Consider the following 19,923-nt stretch of genomic DNA (forward strand, 5'->3'; position numbering starts at 1 on the left):
ATTACTTGATACTTTCTGAAATAACCATTAAAACAAGAATAAGAATAACACAGATAAACACCGAATTAGGATTTGCAAAATTAATAGTCCAGCCAAATTCTTTTATTCTTTTAGGAGGAAACATTCTTTTATCTTCCGGGTTATAATAAAACATTCCCCAAACCCAATTATTAGGATCGTTATGCCAATTGTTTTTTTCTTCTTCAGATGCTTTTTGATTGTCCATATCAGTAATCAGTAGAAAGATTGTTATTACTTATTCGTTTTTCCTTCTTTTAGCTGTGTATAGGTAATGAGAATTCCAATTGTAGCTAGAAAAGGACCAATCACTAATTTAAAATCTGAATAAGAAATATCTTTGACGTTTTTTGTAAGCAACGGACTTAAAGATATACCGATGTATAATAAACTAAGAATAATAAAAACAAGTAAAAAGTTCTTCTTGGTCATTTTAGTTTTTTAGATTATTACTATTCTTTTTGTTTTTTGGTTAATCTTTTTTGAGACTCAAACCAATTATATTTATGATGAAAGCTGCTAACAATAAAAGCATCATATTGGCAAACATTTTGTCTGACAAAAAATGTTGATTGGCATTAAGCATCATAATAGCTACAACAACCCACGTCATGATTTTTACACTTTTATACATAATATATTGTTTGGTTTTAAAATTATTCGATAGTTAACAGGTTTTATATTTTTGATAAATGTAGTAATTTTCTGTTGATAAATTTAATATGAGGAAAGAATAAAAGAAAGAGTGTCGAAAAGTGAAGAATATATAAAAAAGGCTCCACTAATTAAGTGAAGCCTTTTTGAAAATATATTTGAATTGAAATAATTACCTTTTATAAAGTAATATTAATTTAGCTCTTTAGTCACAATCTGCATGGTTTCACGGCTAACTTGTTTCAGTAAAACTTCTTTATCTTTTTCAACCGTTTCGGCTGCTTGTTCCGTAAAGTGACGTATTGTATATAATGTTACATTTTCGCTGTAATCAACTTTGAATTTTTTCGAAAGAATCGCATTCAAATCATTGAAATTTCCAAATTTATCTTCCACACAAACAGAGAAACTAATCGCCGAATTCTGAATCAAATTCACTTTGATTTTAAATTCGTGGAATAAACCAAAAATCTCACTTATGTTTTCTTCCATAATGAAAGAGAAATCAATTGAAGAAAGCGAAATTAAAAGTTGCTCCCTTTTTACGATAAAACATGGATATTGTGGCTCCAAATCAACTCCTTTAGAAACGCAAGTTCCTTTTAATAAAGGATTAATGAATGATTTTACGTATAACGGAATTTCTTTTTTCTGTAATGGCTGTAATGTTTTTGGGTGAATAACCGTTGCTCCGTAAAATGCCAATTCGATAGCTTCACGATACGAAATCTGGTTTAGCAAACTAGCATTTTCAAAATAACGCGGATCGGCATTCATAACGCCAGGAACATCTTTCCAGATCGTTACGCTTTCAGCATTTAAGCAATAAGCAAAAATTCCGGCAGTATAATCAGAACCTTCACGACCAAGAGTTGTAGTAAAATTATTTTCGTCAGCACCTAAAAATCCTTGTGTGATATTTAGTTGTTTTCTTGGAACATTTTTGCTGATGTTTTGTTGAGTTGCCTCCCAATCTACTTCGGCATCTCTATAGTTTGCATTGGTTTTAATGAAATTACGAACATCAAGCCATTGCGTCTGAATTCCTCTGAAATTCATGTAATGACTTAAAATATTTGTAGAAATCAATTCTCCAAAACTTACAATCTGATCGTAAACGAAGTTGTAATTTGGTGATTTATTATGCGCTAAAAAATACTCAAGTTCAGCAAATTGCTCATTTACAGCTGCGAAAACCTGATGTTTTTCATCTTCAAATAAATCTAATAATATTTGATTATGGTATTTTTTTATTTCCTGAACAGAAGAATTTAATTCTGCCGATTTATCAAAATAATTCTTTATTACAACTTCAAGAGCATTTGTTGTTTTTCCCATAGCCGAAACTACAAGAATCACGTCTTCATAACCTACTTTTTGTAAAACGTCGTATACGTTTTTAATTCCATCTGCATCTTTTACCGATGCTCCTCCAAATTTAAATACTCTCATTATTAATTTATAGATTTTTAGTTTTTAGATTTCAGATTTGAGGCGAAATCCTATATTTTTTGTTTTTATAATTTTTCTAGAAACGAATTAACTCCAGCTTCGTCCATTTGAACAACTTGCCAGTCTTCCAGAATTCTTGCGCCAGAATTCTTGTAAAAATTGACTGCAGGTGTATTCCATGCCAAAACATTCCATTCAACTCTTCGAACACCATCTTTTTTTCCTTGTTTCATAATTTCAGCATAAAGCGCCGATCCCAAACCTGTACCGCGCATTTTTTCTTTTACAATCAAGTCTTCAAGATGTATCGTTTTTCCTTTCCAGGTAGAGTAGCGGTAATAGTACAATGCAATTCCAACTATTTCTTTTCCGTTTTTACTTTCTTCTGAATCACTTTCAATTTCGGCAACAAAAACCTGAAAAAGTGGTTTTTCTCCAAATCCGTCACGAACTAAATCTTCTTCTGTAATTACGACAGCTTCCGGTTCTTTTTCGAATATTGCCAGCTCCTGAATTAATCCTAAAACCGATTTCATGTCTTCGGGATTTCCTTTTCTAATATTCATTTATTCGTATTATTAAGTGTTTATTAGCTAAAAAAGCATTTATTTATAAGGTACTTTTTGCTATTAATTAGCAAATATACAATAGTAGCAAACTAACAAAATAATTTTTAAATCATTCTCACAAAATAAGCGATATTTGTGACTTTAAATTAAAACTATAACGATATAGCAATGGAAGAACGCAATAAAACACTGGGAGAGTTTATTATTGAGAACCAAAAAGCATTTCAGTATTCGTCGGGAGAACTTTCCCGGATTATCAACTCTATACGTTTGGCGGCAAAAGTCGTGAACTATAAAGTTAACCAGGCAGGACTTGTGGATATTATTGGCGCCGCTGGCGAACAAAATATTCAGGGAGAAGACCAGCAAAAATTAGATGTGTATGCCAACGAAGTATTTATCCAGACGTTAATAAACCGTGAGATTGTCTGTGGTATTGCTTCAGAAGAAAACGACGATTTTATAACTGTTCAGGGGAGCGACAACAGTCATAATAATAAGTACGTGATCTTGATGGATCCGCTTGACGGATCTTCGAACATTGATGTAAATGTTTCTGTAGGAACGATTTTTTCTGTTTTCAGAAGAATTACCCCAATAGGAACTCCGGTAACAAGCGAGGATTTTTTACAACCGGGAATCAATCAAGTGGCAGCAGGTTATGTAATTTATGGAACTTCAACAATGCTGGTTTATACAACTGGACATGGAGTAAATGGTTTTACACTGAATCCGGCAATTGGTACATTTTATCTTTCGCATCCAAATATGAAGTTTCCGGAAAACGGAAATATCTATTCGGTAAACGAAGGGAATTATGTTCATTTTCCGCAAGGAGTAAAAAATTACATCAAATATTGTCAGCGTGAAGAAGAAGACAGACCTTATACTTCAAGATATATAGGAAGTTTGGTAGCCGATTTTCATCGAAATATGATTAAAGGCGGTGTTTATATTTATCCAACAAGTTCAAAAGCGCCAAAAGGGAAATTACGTTTATTATATGAATGTAATCCGATGGCATTTATTGCTGAGCAGGCGGGAGGAAAAGCAACAGACGGTTTTGGAAGAATTATGGAAATCCAGCCTACAGAACTGCACCAAAGAGTTCCGTTTTTCTGCGGAAGCAAAAATATGGTGGAAAAAGCCGAGGAATTTATGGCAGAGGTTGAATAGCGATACGATTCTTTTACGCAACCTTTTGGTGTTTTCAATATCTATTAAATAAAATAGACTTATGAAAAATATATTTGTTTTAGTTGTCCTGGTCTTTACTTTATTTGGCTGTTCTAGTGATGATTCGTCATCTCGTTCTTCTAATGAAGATTCGTCTGAGTTAAGAATTCGATTGTCGAATGCCAGTAAATTCAATTTTCAAAATATTACAGTAAATACTACAACTGGTAATGTGAATTTTGAGAATGTAAATTCTGGTCAGAAGACAAAATATAAAGGTTTTTCGTTTGCGTATAGCTACGCATTTGTTGAATTACAAATTGACGGGAAAACTTATACATTACAACCTATTGATTATGTTGGAGAAACACCATTGGAAAAAGGAAGCTATACTTATGAAATTACCGCAAATGATTCTCAAAATCAATACGGAAAATTGAATTTGAAATTAATTAAGGATTAATACACAATTCAATTTTATGAAAAACCCCGACAGATTTTAAAAATCTGTCGGGGTTTTAATTTATTGTCAATTAATAATTTATAAACAGCTTGTTTTTTGTTGCATCTTTTTATTTGTTCTTTTTTATAAGAAAATGTTGATTTATTTTATAATTTAGTTGTTTATTAGTATCAGAAATTAACTAAAATAAATAATTGAATAGTATGAATAAAAAATTACTGCTTACTTTATTTGGAGTGCTTTCATTTTTGCTTATTTCTTGTGATAATGATAATATCGACGGAAAATGGGGAGATAATATTAAACTTTCACAGAAAACGGCGACTGTTACTTCTGAAAGTAATTCAATAACCGTTACAACCCAGGGTGACAGTTGGTGGCTGAATGGAATTGCGATGAATAAAGTACAGGTCGATTTGGGTAATCTTGATAAACTTTCAAAAAACTTTGTTTTTACAAATTCTGAATTTAAAGTGGAAAGAAAGGATGGAAAGACAGTTATTATTACAATGAATAAAAACACAACCAATGCAGAAAGACTTCTTTCTATAGGCCTCCAAGATGGAGATTATTTTGACAGCATAAATATCACGCAGTCAAAATAATCGTTTAGAACATAAGAGAATTAAAATAAAAAACCCGATAATTTGATTATCGGGTTTTTTATTTTAATTATCATTCACAGTCAAGTTTCAGTATCAAAACTGAACACTAAAAACTGATTACTGAATATTATTTATGCATGTGCTGCATTTCGTAGATAAAAGTATCGCCGTCAACTTTTTGGTCAACTAATGACAATGCTTTTGCAATAATATAATCCACGTTGCTTGGAGTAAATCCTAAAGCTACACTTATCTTTTTTAACAATACTTCTTGTTTATCTTCAAGATGATGGTCAACATGTACCATTCTTGTTAAGTCATATAAACGCTCTAAACGCTGAACATATGAATAAGGTGGATTGATTGGATATTTTAATGGATCGCTAAGAATTTCTTCGTATTCCGATTCTGTAATTTCTAAACGAGAAGCAAGTTTGTCTAAAAAGGCTTTTTCTTCTGGATAAACAACTCCATCTGCTAAAGCTACACGAACGATAGCTGAAAAGTGCCCTTTGTTTCTTTGCTTGAATTCGCTATCAAATAATTCTGAAAATGACATAATTAATTAAGATTTTTGTTAAACAAAGATAAAAGTTATTTTAATTTATAATTTTAAATTTCTCATAAAATTTAACTTATTTTTCTGCGTTGTTTTAGAGGAGGACTTCACGACATTTTCAAAATAAATCGTAAGTTTACATCCCCTAATCATTTAATATCATTACCCCTATGTCAGAATTTTGGATTTATTTTCAGATAGGATTAAAACACGTTTTAGATATCCACGCCTACGATCACGTTCTTTTTTTAATCGCACTAACAGTTCCGTATTCATTTAAAGACTGGAAACGCATTTTGCTATTGGTTTCCGTTTTCACAATTGGTCATACTTTAGCTTTAATACTTTCCGTTTTCGGAATAATTGCTGTTAAAGTAAATTTAGTCGAATTTTTAATTCCAATTACCATTTTGATAACCGCTTTATATCACTTGTTTACGGCAGGAAAAGCTACTAAAAATGAAGGTGTAAATTTAATTTTTATGGTTACGTTGTTTTTTGGAATAATTCACGGACTTGGATTCTCAAATTATTTTAAAACAATTTTAGGTGGTACCGCAACGTCAAAATTAGTACCTTTAGGGGAATTTGCGTTAGGAATCGAAGCAGCACAGTTAGTTGTAGTTTTTGTAGTTTTGGTACTATCATATATAGTGCAAACCGTATTTCGTTTTTCAAAACGCGATTGGGCACTTGTAATGTCGGCTTTTATTGTTGGAGTTGTGATTCCAATGATTATCGAAAGCCCTATTTGGAACAGATAAAATAAATGGAAATAAAAAAATTAAACAAATACGATAAAGCTTATTTGAGAATTGCAAAAGAATGGAGTTTGCTTTCTTATTGCAAACGCAAGCAAGTAGGCGCTATTATCGTAAAAGACCGAATGATCATCTCTGATGGCTATAATGGAACACCTTCAGGATTTGAAAATTGCTGCGAAGATGAAGACGGATTAACCCGTTGGGATGTATTGCATGCCGAGGCAAATGCAATTTTGAAAGTAGCACGGTCGACACAATCTTGCGAAGGCGCAACTTTATATATCACGCTTTCGCCATGTAAAGAATGTAGTAAATTAATACATCAGTCGGGAATAAAAAGAGTGGTGTACAAAGATGGATATCGTGATGATTCTGGAATTCAATTTTTAATAAAAGCAGGTATCGAAGTCGAACATATTCCTGTTTTAGAAGAGTAATGAAATTTAATCCAAAATATTTGCCAATTGTCATTGGAGCAACTTTTGCTCTTGGAACGGTGCTCGGAAGCTTGATGAATGCTCCCGCAGATGATCAGCTTTTGGCTAAAAATTACTCTAAAACCAAATTAAATAAACTGATTGATTTTATTAATAATGAATATGTCGACAGCATCAATACAGACTCAATTGTAAATCTTACAGTTGATAATATTCTTTCCAAATTAGATCCGCACTCTGTTTATATTCCGCCAAGTGAACAAGCCGAAGTTGCTGAAAGCATGAAAGGCGATTTTGTTGGAATCGGAATTAATTTTTATATGTATAAAGATTCAGTTGCGATTATAAAACCAATAGAAAATGGGCCATCGGCAAAAGCCGGAATAAAATCGGGTGATCGAATTTTATTTGCCGGAAAAACCAAATTATTTGGAAGAAAATTGCCGTCAGATAGTTTGTTTTCTAAATTAAAAGGACTTCAGGGTTCTGAAATCGAATTGACCGTTTTTAGAAAGTCAGAACAAAAGAAACTGAAGTTTAAAGTACGAAGAGATATTATTCCGATAAAAAGCGTTGATGCTTCTGTTTTGCTCGGAAATAATACGGGTTATATCAAAATCAATCGATTTGCCGAAACGACTTATAATGAATTTAAAACTGGTTTAGCGAGATTAAAACAAAGCGGAATTCAGTCGCTTGTAATTGATCTTCGTGACAATGGTGGCGGTTATATGGAAGAAGCTGTAGCAATTGCCGATGAATTTTTGAAAGACAAACAGTTGATTGTTTTTACAAAAAGTAAAAACGGTACAACTGAAAAAACATACGCAACAAAAGCGGGAAGTTTTGAAACCGGAAAAGTGTATGTTTTAATTAATGAAAATAGTGCTTCTGCAAGCGAAATTTTAGCTGGAGCAATTCAGGATAATGATCGTGGTATTATTGTAGGACGCCGTTCTTTCGGGAAAGGTTTGGTACAACGTGAAATGGATTTTAATGACGGATCAGCAGTAAGATTGACTGTGGCGCGTTATTATACGCCAACAGGAAGATCGATTCAAAAACCTTATAAAAAAGGGAATGAAGAGTATTTTAAAGAATCAGAATCCAGAATTAAATCAGGCGAACTTTATGCAAAAGACAGTATTAAAGTGGCCGATTCTTTAAAATTCAAAACTCCAAAAGGTAAAATTGTTTATGGCGGCGGCGGAATCGTTCCTGATGTTTTTGTTCCGATGGAAGCAGAACACGGAAATGAAAACGTTGCTTATTTATTGCAAACCGGAATTGTAGGCCATTTTGTTTTTGAAGAATTGGATAAAAACCGAAAAGCATTTGCCGGACTTCATTTTAATGAGTTTTTAAACGAAATGAAAACTTCTGATGTTTATTTCAAAAAATTTAAAAACTACGTTGCAATAACTGGTTTGGATTTAAAATTGGATAAAACAAAAGCGTTAGTAAATCGCTATATCACAGCTGAATTTGCCCGACAATTATTTGGTGAAATATATTATTATAATGTAGTTTTAAAAGACGATGCCATGATTAAGTCGGTTTTAAGTTCAAAAAAATAATCCTAAATTTTTTAAAGTATGAAAACAGAAGCCGTTGTAAATGCTGAAATCGAACTTTTGACCGCAATTAAAAATGCTGATGTTTCCACTTTAGAAAAAATCCTTCACGACGATCTGCTTTTCAATTTACCCGACGGAAATACAATTACAAAAGATTTCGATTTAGATTCCTATCGTTCGGGAAAAATGCAAGTCGAATCATTAGAAGCTTCAGATCAAATTATTAATATAATTGATGATATAGCTGTTGTAACTGTAGTGGTTTCATTAAAAGGGACTTATGATAATACTCCAATAAATGGTGCTTTAAAATATATCAGGGTTTGGAAACAATTTGATGAAAATCTAAAAGTTGTTGCTGGAAGCTGCATTCCATTGGCATAAATTTTGAAAAGAAATTTAATAGTAACATAAAATTAGACTTAGCTCCCGATAGCTATCGGGATTGCGGTTAAATAAAATCAAAATATGAAAAATTTAAAAAGAATAAGCTTTCTTCTGGTTGTAATGACTTTTATAATTTCTTGTGCAACTGCCAAAGACAGCAGTAAGACAGTTTCAGGAAAAGTAGAATCAATTGAAGGCGGTAAAGACGGCTACACAGCAAAAATCAACACAGCTCAAAAAGAAGTTTATTTTGCTACTATCAGTATCGTAAACGTGGGCGGACCACAAAATTACAAACAAGTAAAAATTGGTGATGAAGTTTCAGTAAAAGGAGAATTCTGGAAAAGTGAAGACGAAAACCATATTAAGGTTACGCAGATAATTTCGGTGAAATAAAACTTGTTGAGATACAATTTTACTAATTTGCACGGATTCTAGATCTGTGCATTTTTTTTGGAATATGTTGAAATTTTTAACGAACTTAAAGTTAGGTATTTGAAAACAATTAATACTTTTTTTATTGTATTTACCGGTGGAATTGTTGCGTTTTTCAGTATCTTTTGGATTGGAAGTTACGAGCAAAAAATGAAACTTATAGATGAACTTCCTCTTTCGTTCATTTATCGCTTTGTGGGGTTGTCAGCTATTGGTTTGGTGTTTATAAGTTTGCTTTTGATGTTTAACTATCTCTTTGCCAAATTAATTGTGAAAGATGTAAATGCTGTTGAGCTTCGAAAACTTGCTATTCGAGGTTTTGTTTCGGTAATTTTACTTGCTTTATTTGGGACTCTATTCTTTTTCTGTATTTAACGAATACTATCGTGTGAATGAGTCTGTACGCCGTTATTCCATAAAGTAAGAATATCTGTAGCAACAGCGGCACCGCTTCCGGCAGCAATGGCTAATTGACTTCTCCAGCCAGCTAAAGTTCCAATTACATAAATGCCTTCAGCAACTTTATGATCTTCGTTTTTAAGCTGAATTCGCTGTTTTTCTGGAAGTGCTTTTTTATGCGGTTCAACAAACTGCATTAAACCTTCAATGTCAAATGTATTTGCAGAGCCAATCCCGACAACGATACTTTTTGTCTTATAGGAGTTTTTATTTGTAATTACAGTAAAATTAGGAAATTGTCCTTCGACCTTAATTACTTTTTCGTTTGGAATTTGATCAATATGCGGATAAGTAGTTGCTAAATCCTGCGTACTTTCTGTAAGTAATTCAGAGCCTAATTTTCCTGGTGTAATGCCATAAGCATTGTAGAAAATTGCCTCTTGTAGAGAAGAATTCTTTTGATGTGTAAAAATTCCAATTTTCTTATCGGTAACAAAAGCTTTATTTTTAGCAGAGCCTAAAACGAGCGCACAAGACATTCCTGATACGCCTCCGCCAATAATTAAAACGTCAAACATTATTATCTGCCGTTTGTTTTTTCTTCAATTCTTTTTGAAATTCTAAAAATCAAAAGAATTAATACGGCGCAGAAAGAAGCGACGATTCCAATAAAAGCTACCATGCTGTCACCCTGAAAAGGGTTTTTAAAGTCTAATAGCGTAATATTAAAAACAATTAAAGCTAATGCCAAAAGGACTAATATTGAAGTAAAAATTTTCATCTGGTTGTTTTTGTTTAAAATAATCAAGGCAAAACTTTTTAAAAAGAGCTTAAAGTTTTGTTTTTAGAAATTTTATGGGGTAAAAGTATAAAAATAAATGTTAGACAAACAAACCTTTAACATTAGCAGCGAATAATTTAACAGCAATCGCTAAAAGTATAACCCCAAATGTCTTGCGAACCACGCCCAGACCGTTCTCACCCAGTAATGTTTCAATTTTCTTAGACGATTTTAAAACAATGTAAACCAGTATAATATTTAGTAAAATGGCGATAATAATATTAATGGTGTGAAATTGAGATCGAAGTGATAATAAAGTTGTCATGGTTCCGGCCCCAGCAATAAGTGGAAATGCTAACGGAACAATTGAAGCAGATCCTGGTTCTTCATCGCGATATATTCGGATTCCTAAAATCATTTCCAAAGCAAGAAAGAATAGTACAAAAGATCCGGCAACGGCAAATGAATGTACGTCGATGCCAATTAAATTCAATAATCCTTCTCCAACAAAAAGAAAAACAATCATAATCATACCTGCGACTAATGAAGCTTTTTCTGAGTCGATGTGACCTACTTTTGCTCGTAAATTGACAATAATCGGAATTGATCCTACAATATCAATTACTGCAAAAAGTACCATTCCAACTGTAATAATTTCTTTAAAGTCAATCTCTAACATATAGTTCTGATTTTAAGCGATTAATAATTTGGTGCAAAAGTAGGTAATAAAGTTAGGTGATTTTTTCACAGATTGTATTTTTGTTATAAAAACATTGTTTAGATATGTAAAGTGTGATATTTGTAACATTATGATGCTAAAATTATTGATATCAAGAAAAAAGAACGGTTTGTTTTTGAACTTGATTTATTTTATTGTTGGTCTGAACAAGGTATATAAAATCAAACGTTAAAAAATATAACTTACTGAAAATCAATTATTAAATTTGTTCTAACTTAAAAAGGAATGGTTATGAAAAAGATGATGTTTGTTATAGTTTTCTTGTGTTTGTTGTTTTCGTCCAATAGTTCACAAGCCCAAATCTGGCAACAAATCAAAAAAGCAGCGCAACAAAAAGGCCAAAATGGAAGTGGAGCTGCTGATCAAAATGTAAATATGGAAAATGCCGTTTTAAGTTACGGTAAAAACAAAGTTGATCCCTCGGTTGTACCAAATTCCTATAATTTCAGCTGGAAATATAATATGGAAATTAAAACCGATGAAGGAAAAGCCATGAATGCAAATTATTTGCTGGAACCTAATGCGGCTTATTTCGGAATGAATATTTCTCAGGGAGAAGGTCAGGATATGTTCATGATTATGGATTCAAAAAACAGTATTACGGTAACTGCTTTTGGAAACGGCAAGGAAAAAATGGCATCGGCGTCAAAAATGCCTGATTATACAGAAATGGCGAAAAAAGAAGGAGAGAAATCAAAATTCACTTATAAGACACTTCCAAATAAAACCTTTTTGGGTTACAACTGCAAAGGAATTCAGATGACAAGTGATGAATATGATATTATTTGTTATTACACGAGCGAAGCAAAAGTGAGCTTTGGAGATATGTTCAAAAATCAGAAAGGGTGGAAAATGCCCGAAGGATTATCGAATTATTTCAAACCCGAAGATCGTACCTTATTAATGGATATGACAATGAAGGATTTAAAAAGCAGAAAAGTAACTACGATGAAATGCCTCAGTTTAGAAAAAAGTGCTTACACATTTAATAAATCGGATTATAAATTTATGTAGATAAAATGGTAACATTCTAAATTAGTTGGGTTTGCAAACATATATTGATGAGCGGTTTTTATTTCCTGAATCTTTAGTTACCTTTGCAAAATGTTTCAATTAGGAAAAACCATAGTATCAGAGGATATCCTCGAAAAAGAATTTGTTTGTAATTTATCAGCATGCAAAGGGGCTTGTTGCGTCGACGGAGATGCGGGCGCGCCTTTGAGTGAAGCTGAAACTAAAATCCTGGAAGAGATTTACCCAAAAGTAAAACCTTTTTTAAGAAAAGAAGGTATTGCTGCTATTGAGGCGCAAGGAACTTGGGTAAAAGGAACCGACGGCGATCTTGAAACGCCGCTTATTGATAATAAAGATTGCGCTTACGTAATTTTTGACGGAAAAACGGCACTTTGCGGAATTGAGCAAGCTTATAATCAAGGAATCGTAGATTGGAAAAAACCAGTTTCATGTCATTTATATCCAATCCGTGTGAAAGATTTTACAGAATTTGCTGCGGTGAATTACGATAAATGGGATATTTGCGATGATGCCTGTTCTTTAGGTAAAGAATTAGAAGTTCCGGTTTACAAATTTGTTAAAGAAGCTTTGATTCGCCGTTTTGGTGAAGATTGGTATTTGGAACTTGAAAAAGTTGCTGAGGAACTTAAAAACTCGTAAAAGGCAAGTGTAAAAAATACCCTTTTGCGAGGGCGTGATTTAACTCGAAAAAATAAAGTTTTGACTCAAAAAAAACTTTTAAAAACTATTTAAAATTTCTTGCTTTTTATTTCAAAAAGTCTATATTCTACGGGACTTCAAGATGCTATTTGTGCTTTTAAAGTGTTCATTTGCAATAAATTAATTATTGTATGAAAATCATTTCAAATTTTGGCCGTTGTTAAAAACTACGTCGAATTGTGAATAAGTTTGACTTTCATTTTTAGCGATAATTGACAATCTTTGTAGTCTACTGAATTAGTAAAGTTTCAGTATAAAAATTAAACAAAAATTGTCATGTCACAAGTCGAACCAATATTACAAGAAAATAAAAATCGTTTCGTTATTTTTCCAATTAAACATCATGATATTTGGGAATGGTACAAAAAGATGGAAGCTAGTTTTTGGACTGCGGAAGAAATCGACTTGCACCAGGATTTGACAGACTGGAATAACAAATTAAATGATGATGAAAGATATTTCATCAAACATATCCTTGCATTTTTTGCAGCTTCTGACGGAATCGTAAATGAAAATCTTGCTGAGAACTTTGTAAACGAAGTTCAATATGCTGAAGCGAAGTTTTTCTATGGTTTCCAAATCATGATGGAAAACATTCATAGTGAAACGTATTCTTTATTAATTGATACTTACGTTAAAGACGAAGCTGAGAAAACAGAATTGTTTAATGCTTTGGAAGTTTTTCCTGCAATTGCTAAAAAAGCAGAATGGGCTTTAAAATGGATCGAGTCTGATTCATTTGCTGAAAGACTTATTGCTTTTGCAGCTGTTGAAGGAATCTTTTTCTCAGGGGCTTTCTGTTCAATTTATTGGTTGAAAAAACGTGGTTTAATGCCAGGTTTGACATTCTCTAATGAGTTGATTTCTCGTGACGAAGGCGTACATTGTGATTTTGCGGTTCATTTGCATAATCACCATTTAGTAAACAAAGTACCAAAAGAGAGAATCAAAGAAATCATTGTTGATGCTCTTGATATCGAAAGACAATTTGTAACAGAATCGCTTCCGGTAAGTTTAATTGGTATGAACGCGACTTTAATGACGCAATACTTAGAATTTGTTGCCGACAGATTATTAGTAGAATTAGGTTGTGAGCGTGTGTATGGATCAGCGAATCCGTTTGATTTCATGGACATGATTTCTCTTCAGGGAAAAACTAATTTCTTTGAAAAACGTGTTGCCGAGTATCAAAAATCAGGTGTGATGAACACAGACAGCGATGCTCAAAAAATTTCATTTGACGCAGATTTTTAGAACAACAGCATTTTTTAATTCTGGCCGATTTTATCTAAAGCCATAATTAATATTTACAGAACATTTATTAGGTTGAATCTCTATCACCCAAATCGGAGATTTAATAGCAATTTTAACGGCTTTTCGGTTTGATATTCAAATTGGAAAAGGGCAACTATTGAGAATCCTGTAATTCTCGAAAAATAATTTAAAAACACGCAATGTTTAGGGACTAGAATTCGTTTTCTAGTTACTTTCATTTTTTCAATAACTATAAAAGGTAAGCTTATGTATGTAGTAAAAAGAGATGGCCACAGAGAGCCCGTAATGTTTGATAAGATTACAGAAAGAATCAAAAAATTGTGTTACGGCTTGAATGAGCTCGTAGATCCGGTTAAGGTAGCGATGAGAGTTATCGAGGGATTGTATGATGGGGTTTCTACTTCTGAATTGGATAATCTTGCGGCAGAAACGGCGGCTTCAATGACTATTGCGCATCCTGATTATGCTCAATTGGCAGCGCGTGTGGCAATTTCAAATCTGCATTCAAATACTAAAAAATCTTTCTCAGAAACGATGAAAGATATGTATCACTACGTAAATCCAAGAAATGGTCAAGATGCACCATTAATTGCTGATGACGTATTTAAAGTGATTCAGGAAAACGCTGCTTTTTTAGATTCTCACATTATTTATACAAGAGATTTTAATTACGATTACTTTGGTTTCAAAACTTTAGAGCGTTCTTATCTTCTTAAAATAAACGGGAAAATCGTAGAAAGACCACAACATATGTTGATGCGTGTTTCTGTTGGTATTCACTTAGACGATTTAAAATCAGTTATTGAAACTTACGATTTAATGTCTAAAAAGTTCTTTACGCACGCAACGCCAACGTTGTTTAATGCAGGAACGCCAAAACCTCAAATGTCTTCTTGTTTCCTTTTGGCAATGCAAGATGATAGTATTGATGGTATTTACGATACATTAAAACAAACAGCAAAAATCTCGCAATCAGCGGGAGGAATTGGACTTTCTATTCATAACGTTCGTGCGACTGGATCTTACATTCGCGGTACAAATGGAACTTCAAACGGAATTGTTCCGATGTTGAGAGTGTTCAACGATACGGCTCGTTACGTAGATCAAGGTGGTGGAAAACGTAAAGGAAGTTTTGCGATTTACATCGAAACTTGGCATGCTGATATCTTTGATTTCTTGGATTTAAAGAAAAATACAGGAAAAGAAGAAATGCGTGCGAGAGATTTATTCTTCGCAATGTGGACTTCAGATTTATTCATGAAACGTGTTCAGGAAGATTCAACTTGGACTTTAATGTGTCCTAACGAATGTCCAGGATTATATGATGTTTACGGAGATGAATTCGAAGCATTATATACGGATTATGAATTTAGAGGAAAAGGAAGAAAAACAATCCGCGCTCGTGAATTATGGGAGAAAATCCTGGAATCACAAATTGAGACTGGAACACCATATATGTTGTACAAAGATGCAGCAAACCGTAAATCGAACCACAAGAATTTAGGAACTATCCGTTCTTCTAACTTGTGTACAGAGATTATGGAGTTTACTTCTAAAGATGAAATTGCAGTTTGTAACTTGGCTTCTATTTCGTTGCCAATGTTTATCGAAAACGGAAAATTTGATCACGAAGCGCTTTACAACGTTACAAAACGTGTAACTCGTAACTTGAACAAAGTAATCGACAGAAACTACTATCCAGTAAAAGAAGCTGAAAACTCTAACATGCGTCACCGTCCAGTTGGTTTAGGTGTGCAAGGTTTAGCAGATGCTTTTATCATGTTGCGTTTACCATTTACAAGCGATGAAGCTAAACAATTAAACCAAGAGATTTTCGAAACTTTATACTTCGCAGCTGTAACCGCTTCTATGGAAATGGCAAAAGAAGAAGGACCATATTCAACTTTCGAAGGTTCGCCAATGTCACAAGGAGAATTTCAACATAATATGTGGGGAATGAAAGATGAAGAGTTATCAGGCCGTTGGGACTGGGCTTCATTAAGAAAAGAAGTGGTTGAACACGGAGTTCGTAACTCATTGTTAGTTGCGCCAATGCCAACTGCATCGACTTCTCAGATTCTTGGAAACAACGAAGCTTTCGAACCATATACATCAAACATTTACACGCGTCGTGTATTGTCTGGAGAGTTCATCGTAGTAAACAAACATTTACTTGAAGATTTAGTAAAATTAGGTTTATGGAACGAAGATTTGAAACAAGAAATTATGCGTCATAACGGATCTGTTCAAAATATAGATAAGATTCCACAAGACTTAAAAGATCTTTACAAAACAGTTTGGGAAATGTCGATGAAAGATATTATCGATATGTCTCGCCAAAGAGGTTATTTCATTGACCAGTCTCAATCGTTGAACTTGTTCATGCAGGATGCAAACTATTCTAAATTGACGTCAATGCATTTCTACGCTTGGCAGTCTGGTTTAAAAACAGGAATGTATTACTTAAGAACAAAAGCGGCTGTAGATGCGATTAAATTCACATTAAACAACGATAAAAAAGAAGAAACAGCTCCATCATTAGTTGCAGAAACTGAAGCAATCAGTGTTGAGGATTATAAAGCAATGCTTTTAAAAGCACAAGCTGCAGATCCTGAGGATTGTGAGATGTGTGGATCTTAATTTTTTTTTAGAAGAAAGAGAATAGAGTAAAGAAGAAAGATTTATTCTTTGTTATAGAAAGCAGTTATTGTAATGATAGCTGCTTTTTTTTGCATCCATTATTAATCAACAATTCTTATCATTTCGAAGAACGAGGAATGACAATATTCTAATTAATTCCCCGTTTAAATTATTACCAAAGATTTTTTAAAACTTAGCATCTCATAACTAAGTAACTCAAAATCTTTCTCTTAATTAAACCTTTAAGAGAAAGGAAAGTCTTATTGTAATAATTTCTGAATTATGAAAAAAAGCAATCTTTGGTCACTGCGATTGGGTTTTTCTGGAAAAGAATCTGATAAAATTGAAAAACTAGGATTAGAGAAATTTCTAAAACATTCCTATGATTCAAAATTCGATAAACAACTTCCTGCTTTTTTAGAAGACGATCCCAAAACACTTATCGAATTAAAAGAATTTAAGCAAGCCATAAAAGATGCTGATTCTGACGCTAAAAAGAAAATTCTAAAAAAAGAAATTTATTCGGCCATTGAATTAAGAAGATGGTGGATTAATAAAATGCGAACAGATGAATTTCCTCTTCGGGAAAATATGGTTGTTTTTTGGCACAACCACTTTGTTTCTACTTCGCAAAAAGTAAAAGTCAATTACTGGATTTATCAGCACAATATGATTTTGCGCGAACATGCTTTTGGGAACTTCAAAGAGTTAACGAAGCAAATCGTAAAGTCGAACGCGATGATAAAGTATTTAGACAATGTCGACAATAAAAAAGGCAAATACAACGAGAATTTAAGTCGGGAATTGTTGGAGTTATTTACTATCGGAATTGGAAATTATTCTGAAAATGATATCAAAGAAGGCGCAAAAGCATTCGCAGGTTTAAATTATGGCGATGAAGGAGGTGTTTATAGAAAAATTCCTGAAGATAACAGTGATAAAACGTATTTCGGAAAAACGGGAAACTGGAAATCCGATGATCTTGTAGATATCATTTTCGAACAGAAAAATACGCCTTGTCTCATTACTCGAAAAATTCTAAAATGGTTTATTTATGATAATCCGCCTGAGGATTTAGTGACTTATTATGGAGATTATTTCCGAAAGAAAAACTTCGAAATCCAACCTTTGCTGACAAAAATTTTTACCGAAGAATATGCCAAAGAAAATTCGGGAAACAAAATCAAAGATCCATTAGTATATATTATTCAGTTGATTGATGAATTGGAAGTGAAAGATTTTGATGACGCGATGATAGCGCTTTTTCTTCGCCAACAAGGAATGGATTTATACAATCAGGTAAATGTAAAAGGCTGGGATGGTGGAAACTCCTGGCTGACTTCTCAAATTTATTTACAGCGAAATAATACATCTGATTTGCTCTGCAGTGGAAGAAGTATCTCAAAAAAAGTATTGAACACAATGACGGGAGATGATGAGAAACCAAAAGTAGAATTCGACAAAATCGATGTGAAAATTGATTTTGATTCCAATGGAAACAACAAAACAATCATTGCCGAATTGTCGAACCGATTATTATTTGATGTAAACGATTCCATGCAAAAAGACATGGAGAATTTACTCAAATACGATTTTGACCCAAAAGAAGAGCACGCCAATTTTGCTGTCATCCGACTCTTTAACTATATCACAAAACTACCCGAATATCAATTAATTTAGAAAACAAAAATCATGAACAGAAGAGATTTTCTAACATTGACAGGAACTTTTACAGGCGGAATGCTCGTGCTTCCTGATTTTTTACACGCTTTTGGTTCGCATAATAATTTAATAATCGGTGAACAATGTGTTGTTTTTGTGCAATTGAACGGAGGAAATGATGGATTGAATACTTTCATTCCGTATGATGATCCTTTATATTATGATTTGCGAACGAAAATTGCTTTAAATAAAGATTTAGTTGTTGGAAAGAACAAAGGGATGGCATTTCATCCTTCGTTAAAAGATTTTGCCCAAATGCAGCAAAACGGAGATTTAACGGTAATTCAAAATGTGGGTTATCCTGAGCCAATTCGTTCGCACTTTAGAAGTCAAGAAATTTGGCAGACTGCAACGGATTCTAATAAATATATAAATGAAGGCTGGCTTGGGAGATATTTAGATCTTCAGTGCAATGGGCATCAGGCGACGGCCGGAATAAACTTAGATTCAATTGATAATCTCGCTTTAAAAGGCGTCGAACCTAATTTTATAACGGTAAAAGATCCAAACCGATTTAAAGTAAAATCAGATAAAGAAGAAAATGTAACGTTGTCTGATAATCCACATTTAGATTTTGTTCGAAAAATTGCCAATTCTGTTACTGAAGGTTCAGATGAAATTCAGAAAGCTTTGGCGAAATCAAAAACCGAAATAAGTTATCCAAAAACCGAATTGTCTAAAAACTTGGAATGGATTGGAAGATTAATAAAAGGGAATTTGAATTCGAAAGTATATTATACGTCGCTCGGCGGATTTGATACGCATGATAATCAAATTGCGATTCACGAGAAAAAATTAGCCGATCTGAATGATGCTTTGTACAGTTTTTATCAAGATTTGAAACAAGCCCAATTATTGCAGAATGTTACAATAGTAGTTTTTTCAGAATTTGGACGAAGAGTAAAAGACAACGGAAACGGAACAGATCACGGAACTGCAGCGCCAATGTTTATCATCGGAGGAAATAATAAAGCAACAATTTTAGGAAACAATCCAAACTTAGCAGACTTAGATAATGGCGATTTAAAATATCAAATCGATTTTAGAAGTGTCTATGCATCTTTATTAAAAGAAAAATTAAACTTCGATTATTCTAAAATCGGGATTATGAATAAACCAGTTTCAGGATTGTTTTCATAAGTTTTGATTGGTATCCTCAATCTTTTGATTCCGAGGAACGAGGAATCTTCGCAAGTAACTCCGCAATCAAAAGCGCCAATCTTTGTAGAGCTACTTGCGGAGATTCCTCGTTCCTCGGAATGACAAGAAAGGAGAAAAACAATACTTTAATTAGAGAAATTGAATACTAAAGCGACAATAATTTACGCTAATTCGTGAATTCGTGGCGAAAAAACCTTAGAACCTTAGCAGCTCAGAACCTTAGAACCTCGTTTTAATATTCTCATTTTAAGCCGATATTTTTATATTATCATACAAAACCTGCTAAATTTGTTAAGAAATCCTTTTTTGTTTCATAAAATGCAATCTTTTTTTTGGTGCGCTAAAAATAATTTATACATTCGCAGAGAATTTAAAA

23 protein-coding genes are annotated in these 19,923 nt (G+C 33.1%); 15 read left to right on the forward strand and 8 right to left on the reverse strand.

Annotated features, from left to right (window positions below):
* Position 1 precedes the first annotated feature (1 nt).
* The 4 genes from ACNFIH_RS14725 to ACNFIH_RS14740 form a co-directional block, all read right to left on the reverse strand.
* A complete protein-coding gene (locus ACNFIH_RS14725) occupies positions 2-226 on the reverse strand; it encodes a DUF5808 domain-containing protein (RefSeq protein WP_426483723.1) in 225 nt (74 codons plus the stop codon).
* Between the two features lie 26 nt (positions 227-252).
* Complete coding sequence (locus tag ACNFIH_RS14730) at positions 253-450, reverse strand: hypothetical protein (RefSeq protein ID WP_426483724.1); 198 nt, start codon at positions 448-450, stop codon at positions 253-255.
* A gap of 414 nt (positions 451-864) precedes the next feature.
* On the reverse strand, positions 865-2,124 hold the full coding sequence (locus ACNFIH_RS14735) for an aspartate kinase (protein ID WP_426483725.1): 1,260 nt from the start codon (positions 2,122-2,124) through the stop codon (positions 865-867).
* 65 nt (positions 2,125-2,189) lie between these two features.
* On the reverse strand, positions 2,190-2,690 hold the full coding sequence (locus ACNFIH_RS14740) for a GNAT family N-acetyltransferase (protein WP_035653354.1): 501 nt from the start codon (positions 2,688-2,690) through the stop codon (positions 2,190-2,192).
* 171 nt (positions 2,691-2,861) lie between these two features.
* Here ACNFIH_RS14740 and fbp point away from each other — a divergent pair, with 171 nt between their 5' ends.
* The 3 genes from fbp (at position 2,862) to ACNFIH_RS14755 (ending at position 4,937) form a co-directional block, all read left to right on the forward strand.
* The gene (gene fbp, locus ACNFIH_RS14745) at positions 2,862-3,869 is read left to right on the forward strand and encodes a class 1 fructose-bisphosphatase (RefSeq protein ID WP_035653356.1); all 1,008 of its coding nucleotides are present in this window, start codon (positions 2,862-2,864) and stop codon (positions 3,867-3,869) included.
* A 61-nt stretch (positions 3,870-3,930) separates the two neighbouring features.
* Positions 3,931-4,332: a hypothetical protein gene (locus tag ACNFIH_RS14750; RefSeq protein ID WP_426483726.1), complete on the forward strand. Its 402-nt coding sequence runs from the start codon at positions 3,931-3,933 to the stop codon at positions 4,330-4,332.
* Positions 4,333-4,535: 203 nt separating this feature from the next.
* Entirely contained in the window at positions 4,536-4,937 is a 402-nt protein-coding gene (locus ACNFIH_RS14755; protein WP_426483727.1) for a hypothetical protein, read from the forward strand.
* A 127-nt stretch (positions 4,938-5,064) separates the two neighbouring features.
* Here ACNFIH_RS14755 and ACNFIH_RS14760 read toward each other — a convergent pair whose 3' ends face one another.
* A complete protein-coding gene (locus tag ACNFIH_RS14760) occupies positions 5,065-5,496 on the reverse strand; it encodes a TerB family tellurite resistance protein (protein WP_035653359.1) in 432 nt (143 codons plus the stop codon).
* Between the two features lie 170 nt (positions 5,497-5,666).
* Here ACNFIH_RS14760 and ACNFIH_RS14765 point away from each other — a divergent pair, with 170 nt between their 5' ends.
* From ACNFIH_RS14765 to ACNFIH_RS14790, 6 genes are all read left to right on the forward strand, one after another.
* Positions 5,667-6,260 (forward strand): HupE/UreJ family protein, encoded by a 594-nt coding sequence (locus ACNFIH_RS14765; protein ID WP_035653361.1) that lies wholly within the window; start codon positions 5,667-5,669, stop codon positions 6,258-6,260.
* 5 nt (positions 6,261-6,265) lie between these two features.
* Positions 6,266-6,697 (forward strand): deoxycytidylate deaminase, encoded by a 432-nt coding sequence (locus tag ACNFIH_RS14770; protein WP_035653364.1) that lies wholly within the window; start codon positions 6,266-6,268, stop codon positions 6,695-6,697.
* On the forward strand, positions 6,697-8,274 hold the full coding sequence (locus ACNFIH_RS14775) for a S41 family peptidase (protein WP_426483728.1): 1,578 nt from the start codon (positions 6,697-6,699) through the stop codon (positions 8,272-8,274). Before ACNFIH_RS14770 ends, ACNFIH_RS14775 begins: the two co-directional genes overlap by 1 nt.
* A gap of 18 nt (positions 8,275-8,292) precedes the next feature.
* On the forward strand, positions 8,293-8,658 hold the full coding sequence (locus ACNFIH_RS14780) for a nuclear transport factor 2 family protein (protein WP_426483729.1): 366 nt from the start codon (positions 8,293-8,295) through the stop codon (positions 8,656-8,658).
* Positions 8,659-8,742: 84 nt separating this feature from the next.
* On the forward strand, positions 8,743-9,057 hold the full coding sequence (locus tag ACNFIH_RS14785; RefSeq protein ID WP_142451690.1) for a hypothetical protein: 315 nt from the start codon (positions 8,743-8,745) through the stop codon (positions 9,055-9,057).
* A 99-nt stretch (positions 9,058-9,156) separates the two neighbouring features.
* Positions 9,157-9,471, forward strand: coding sequence for a hypothetical protein (locus ACNFIH_RS14790; protein WP_426483730.1), 315 nt, complete (start codon positions 9,157-9,159; stop codon positions 9,469-9,471).
* Here ACNFIH_RS14790 and ACNFIH_RS14795 read toward each other — a convergent pair.
* The 3 genes from ACNFIH_RS14795 to ACNFIH_RS14805 form a co-directional block, all read right to left on the reverse strand.
* A complete protein-coding gene (locus tag ACNFIH_RS14795; protein ID WP_426483731.1) occupies positions 9,468-10,073 on the reverse strand; it encodes an FAD-dependent oxidoreductase in 606 nt (201 codons plus the stop codon). The two genes, ACNFIH_RS14790 and ACNFIH_RS14795, sit on opposite strands and share 4 nt — an antisense overlap.
* Before the next feature lie 2 nt (positions 10,074-10,075).
* Positions 10,076-10,276: a hypothetical protein gene (locus ACNFIH_RS14800; protein ID WP_035653375.1), complete on the reverse strand. Its 201-nt coding sequence runs from the start codon at positions 10,274-10,276 to the stop codon at positions 10,076-10,078.
* 100 nt (positions 10,277-10,376) lie between these two features.
* Entirely contained in the window at positions 10,377-10,955 is a 579-nt protein-coding gene (locus ACNFIH_RS14805; RefSeq protein WP_035653377.1) for a MarC family protein, read from the reverse strand.
* 291 nt (positions 10,956-11,246) lie between these two features.
* On the opposite strand from ACNFIH_RS14805, the gene ACNFIH_RS14810 reads away from it, so the two are divergent.
* The 6 genes from ACNFIH_RS14810 (at position 11,247) to ACNFIH_RS14835 (ending at position 19,526) form a co-directional block, all read left to right on the forward strand.
* Positions 11,247-12,029, forward strand: coding sequence for a hypothetical protein (locus tag ACNFIH_RS14810; protein WP_426483732.1), 783 nt, complete (start codon positions 11,247-11,249; stop codon positions 12,027-12,029).
* A 90-nt stretch (positions 12,030-12,119) separates the two neighbouring features.
* Complete coding sequence (locus tag ACNFIH_RS14815) at positions 12,120-12,689, forward strand: DUF3109 family protein (protein WP_142451694.1); 570 nt, start codon at positions 12,120-12,122, stop codon at positions 12,687-12,689.
* 336 nt (positions 12,690-13,025) lie between these two features.
* Positions 13,026-14,003, forward strand: coding sequence for a ribonucleotide-diphosphate reductase subunit beta (locus tag ACNFIH_RS14820; RefSeq protein ID WP_142451695.1), 978 nt, complete (start codon positions 13,026-13,028; stop codon positions 14,001-14,003).
* A gap of 267 nt (positions 14,004-14,270) precedes the next feature.
* Positions 14,271-16,664 (forward strand): ribonucleoside-diphosphate reductase subunit alpha, encoded by a 2,394-nt coding sequence (locus tag ACNFIH_RS14825; protein WP_426483733.1) that lies wholly within the window; start codon positions 14,271-14,273, stop codon positions 16,662-16,664.
* A 282-nt stretch (positions 16,665-16,946) separates the two neighbouring features.
* Positions 16,947-18,344, forward strand: coding sequence for a DUF1800 domain-containing protein (locus ACNFIH_RS14830; protein ID WP_426483734.1), 1,398 nt, complete (start codon positions 16,947-16,949; stop codon positions 18,342-18,344).
* A gap of 12 nt (positions 18,345-18,356) precedes the next feature.
* Positions 18,357-19,526: a DUF1501 domain-containing protein gene (locus ACNFIH_RS14835; protein WP_426483735.1), complete on the forward strand. Its 1,170-nt coding sequence runs from the start codon at positions 18,357-18,359 to the stop codon at positions 19,524-19,526.
* The last annotated feature ends 397 nt before the right edge of the window (positions 19,527-19,923 follow it).

The sequence above is a fragment of the Flavobacterium sp. 2 genome (genome assembly GCF_049949195.1).
Taxonomy (GTDB): Bacteria; Bacteroidota; Bacteroidia; order Flavobacteriales; family Flavobacteriaceae; genus Flavobacterium.

Bases quoted from the DNA above. Each gene is read 5' to 3' on its own strand.
- ACNFIH_RS14725 (WP_426483723.1), bottom strand. From the start codon at position 226: ATGGACAATCAAAAAGCATCTGAAGAAGAAAAAAACAATTGGCATAAC.
- ACNFIH_RS14730 (WP_426483724.1), bottom strand. From the start codon at position 450: ATGACCAAGAAGAACTTTTTACTTGTTTTTATTATTCTTAGTTTATTA.
- ACNFIH_RS14735 (WP_426483725.1), bottom strand. From the start codon at position 2,124: ATGAGAGTATTTAAATTTGGAGGAGCATCGGTAAAAGATGCAGATGGA.
- ACNFIH_RS14740 (WP_035653354.1), bottom strand. From the start codon at position 2,690: ATGAATATTAGAAAAGGAAATCCCGAAGACATGAAATCGGTTTTAGGA.
- fbp (WP_035653356.1), top strand. From the start codon at position 2,862: ATGGAAGAACGCAATAAAACACTGGGAGAGTTTATTATTGAGAACCAA.
- ACNFIH_RS14750 (WP_426483726.1), top strand. From the start codon at position 3,931: ATGAAAAATATATTTGTTTTAGTTGTCCTGGTCTTTACTTTATTTGGC.
- ACNFIH_RS14755 (WP_426483727.1), top strand. From the start codon at position 4,536: ATGAATAAAAAATTACTGCTTACTTTATTTGGAGTGCTTTCATTTTTG.
- ACNFIH_RS14760 (WP_035653359.1), bottom strand. From the start codon at position 5,496: ATGTCATTTTCAGAATTATTTGATAGCGAATTCAAGCAAAGAAACAAA.
- ACNFIH_RS14765 (WP_035653361.1), top strand. From the start codon at position 5,667: ATGTCAGAATTTTGGATTTATTTTCAGATAGGATTAAAACACGTTTTA.
- ACNFIH_RS14770 (WP_035653364.1), top strand. From the start codon at position 6,266: ATGGAAATAAAAAAATTAAACAAATACGATAAAGCTTATTTGAGAATT.
- ACNFIH_RS14775 (WP_426483728.1), top strand. From the start codon at position 6,697: ATGAAATTTAATCCAAAATATTTGCCAATTGTCATTGGAGCAACTTTT.
- ACNFIH_RS14780 (WP_426483729.1), top strand. From the start codon at position 8,293: ATGAAAACAGAAGCCGTTGTAAATGCTGAAATCGAACTTTTGACCGCA.
- ACNFIH_RS14785 (WP_142451690.1), top strand. From the start codon at position 8,743: ATGAAAAATTTAAAAAGAATAAGCTTTCTTCTGGTTGTAATGACTTTT.
- ACNFIH_RS14795 (WP_426483731.1), bottom strand. From the start codon at position 10,073: ATGTTTGACGTTTTAATTATTGGCGGAGGCGTATCAGGAATGTCTTGT.
- ACNFIH_RS14800 (WP_035653375.1), bottom strand. From the start codon at position 10,276: ATGAAAATTTTTACTTCAATATTAGTCCTTTTGGCATTAGCTTTAATT.
- ACNFIH_RS14805 (WP_035653377.1), bottom strand. From the start codon at position 10,955: ATGTTAGAGATTGACTTTAAAGAAATTATTACAGTTGGAATGGTACTT.
- ACNFIH_RS14810 (WP_426483732.1), top strand. From the start codon at position 11,247: ATGAAAAAGATGATGTTTGTTATAGTTTTCTTGTGTTTGTTGTTTTCG.
- ACNFIH_RS14815 (WP_142451694.1), top strand. From the start codon at position 12,120: ATGTTTCAATTAGGAAAAACCATAGTATCAGAGGATATCCTCGAAAAA.
- ACNFIH_RS14820 (WP_142451695.1), top strand. From the start codon at position 13,026: ATGTCACAAGTCGAACCAATATTACAAGAAAATAAAAATCGTTTCGTT.
- ACNFIH_RS14825 (WP_426483733.1), top strand. From the start codon at position 14,271: ATGTATGTAGTAAAAAGAGATGGCCACAGAGAGCCCGTAATGTTTGAT.
- ACNFIH_RS14830 (WP_426483734.1), top strand. From the start codon at position 16,947: ATGAAAAAAAGCAATCTTTGGTCACTGCGATTGGGTTTTTCTGGAAAA.
- ACNFIH_RS14835 (WP_426483735.1), top strand. From the start codon at position 18,357: ATGAACAGAAGAGATTTTCTAACATTGACAGGAACTTTTACAGGCGGA.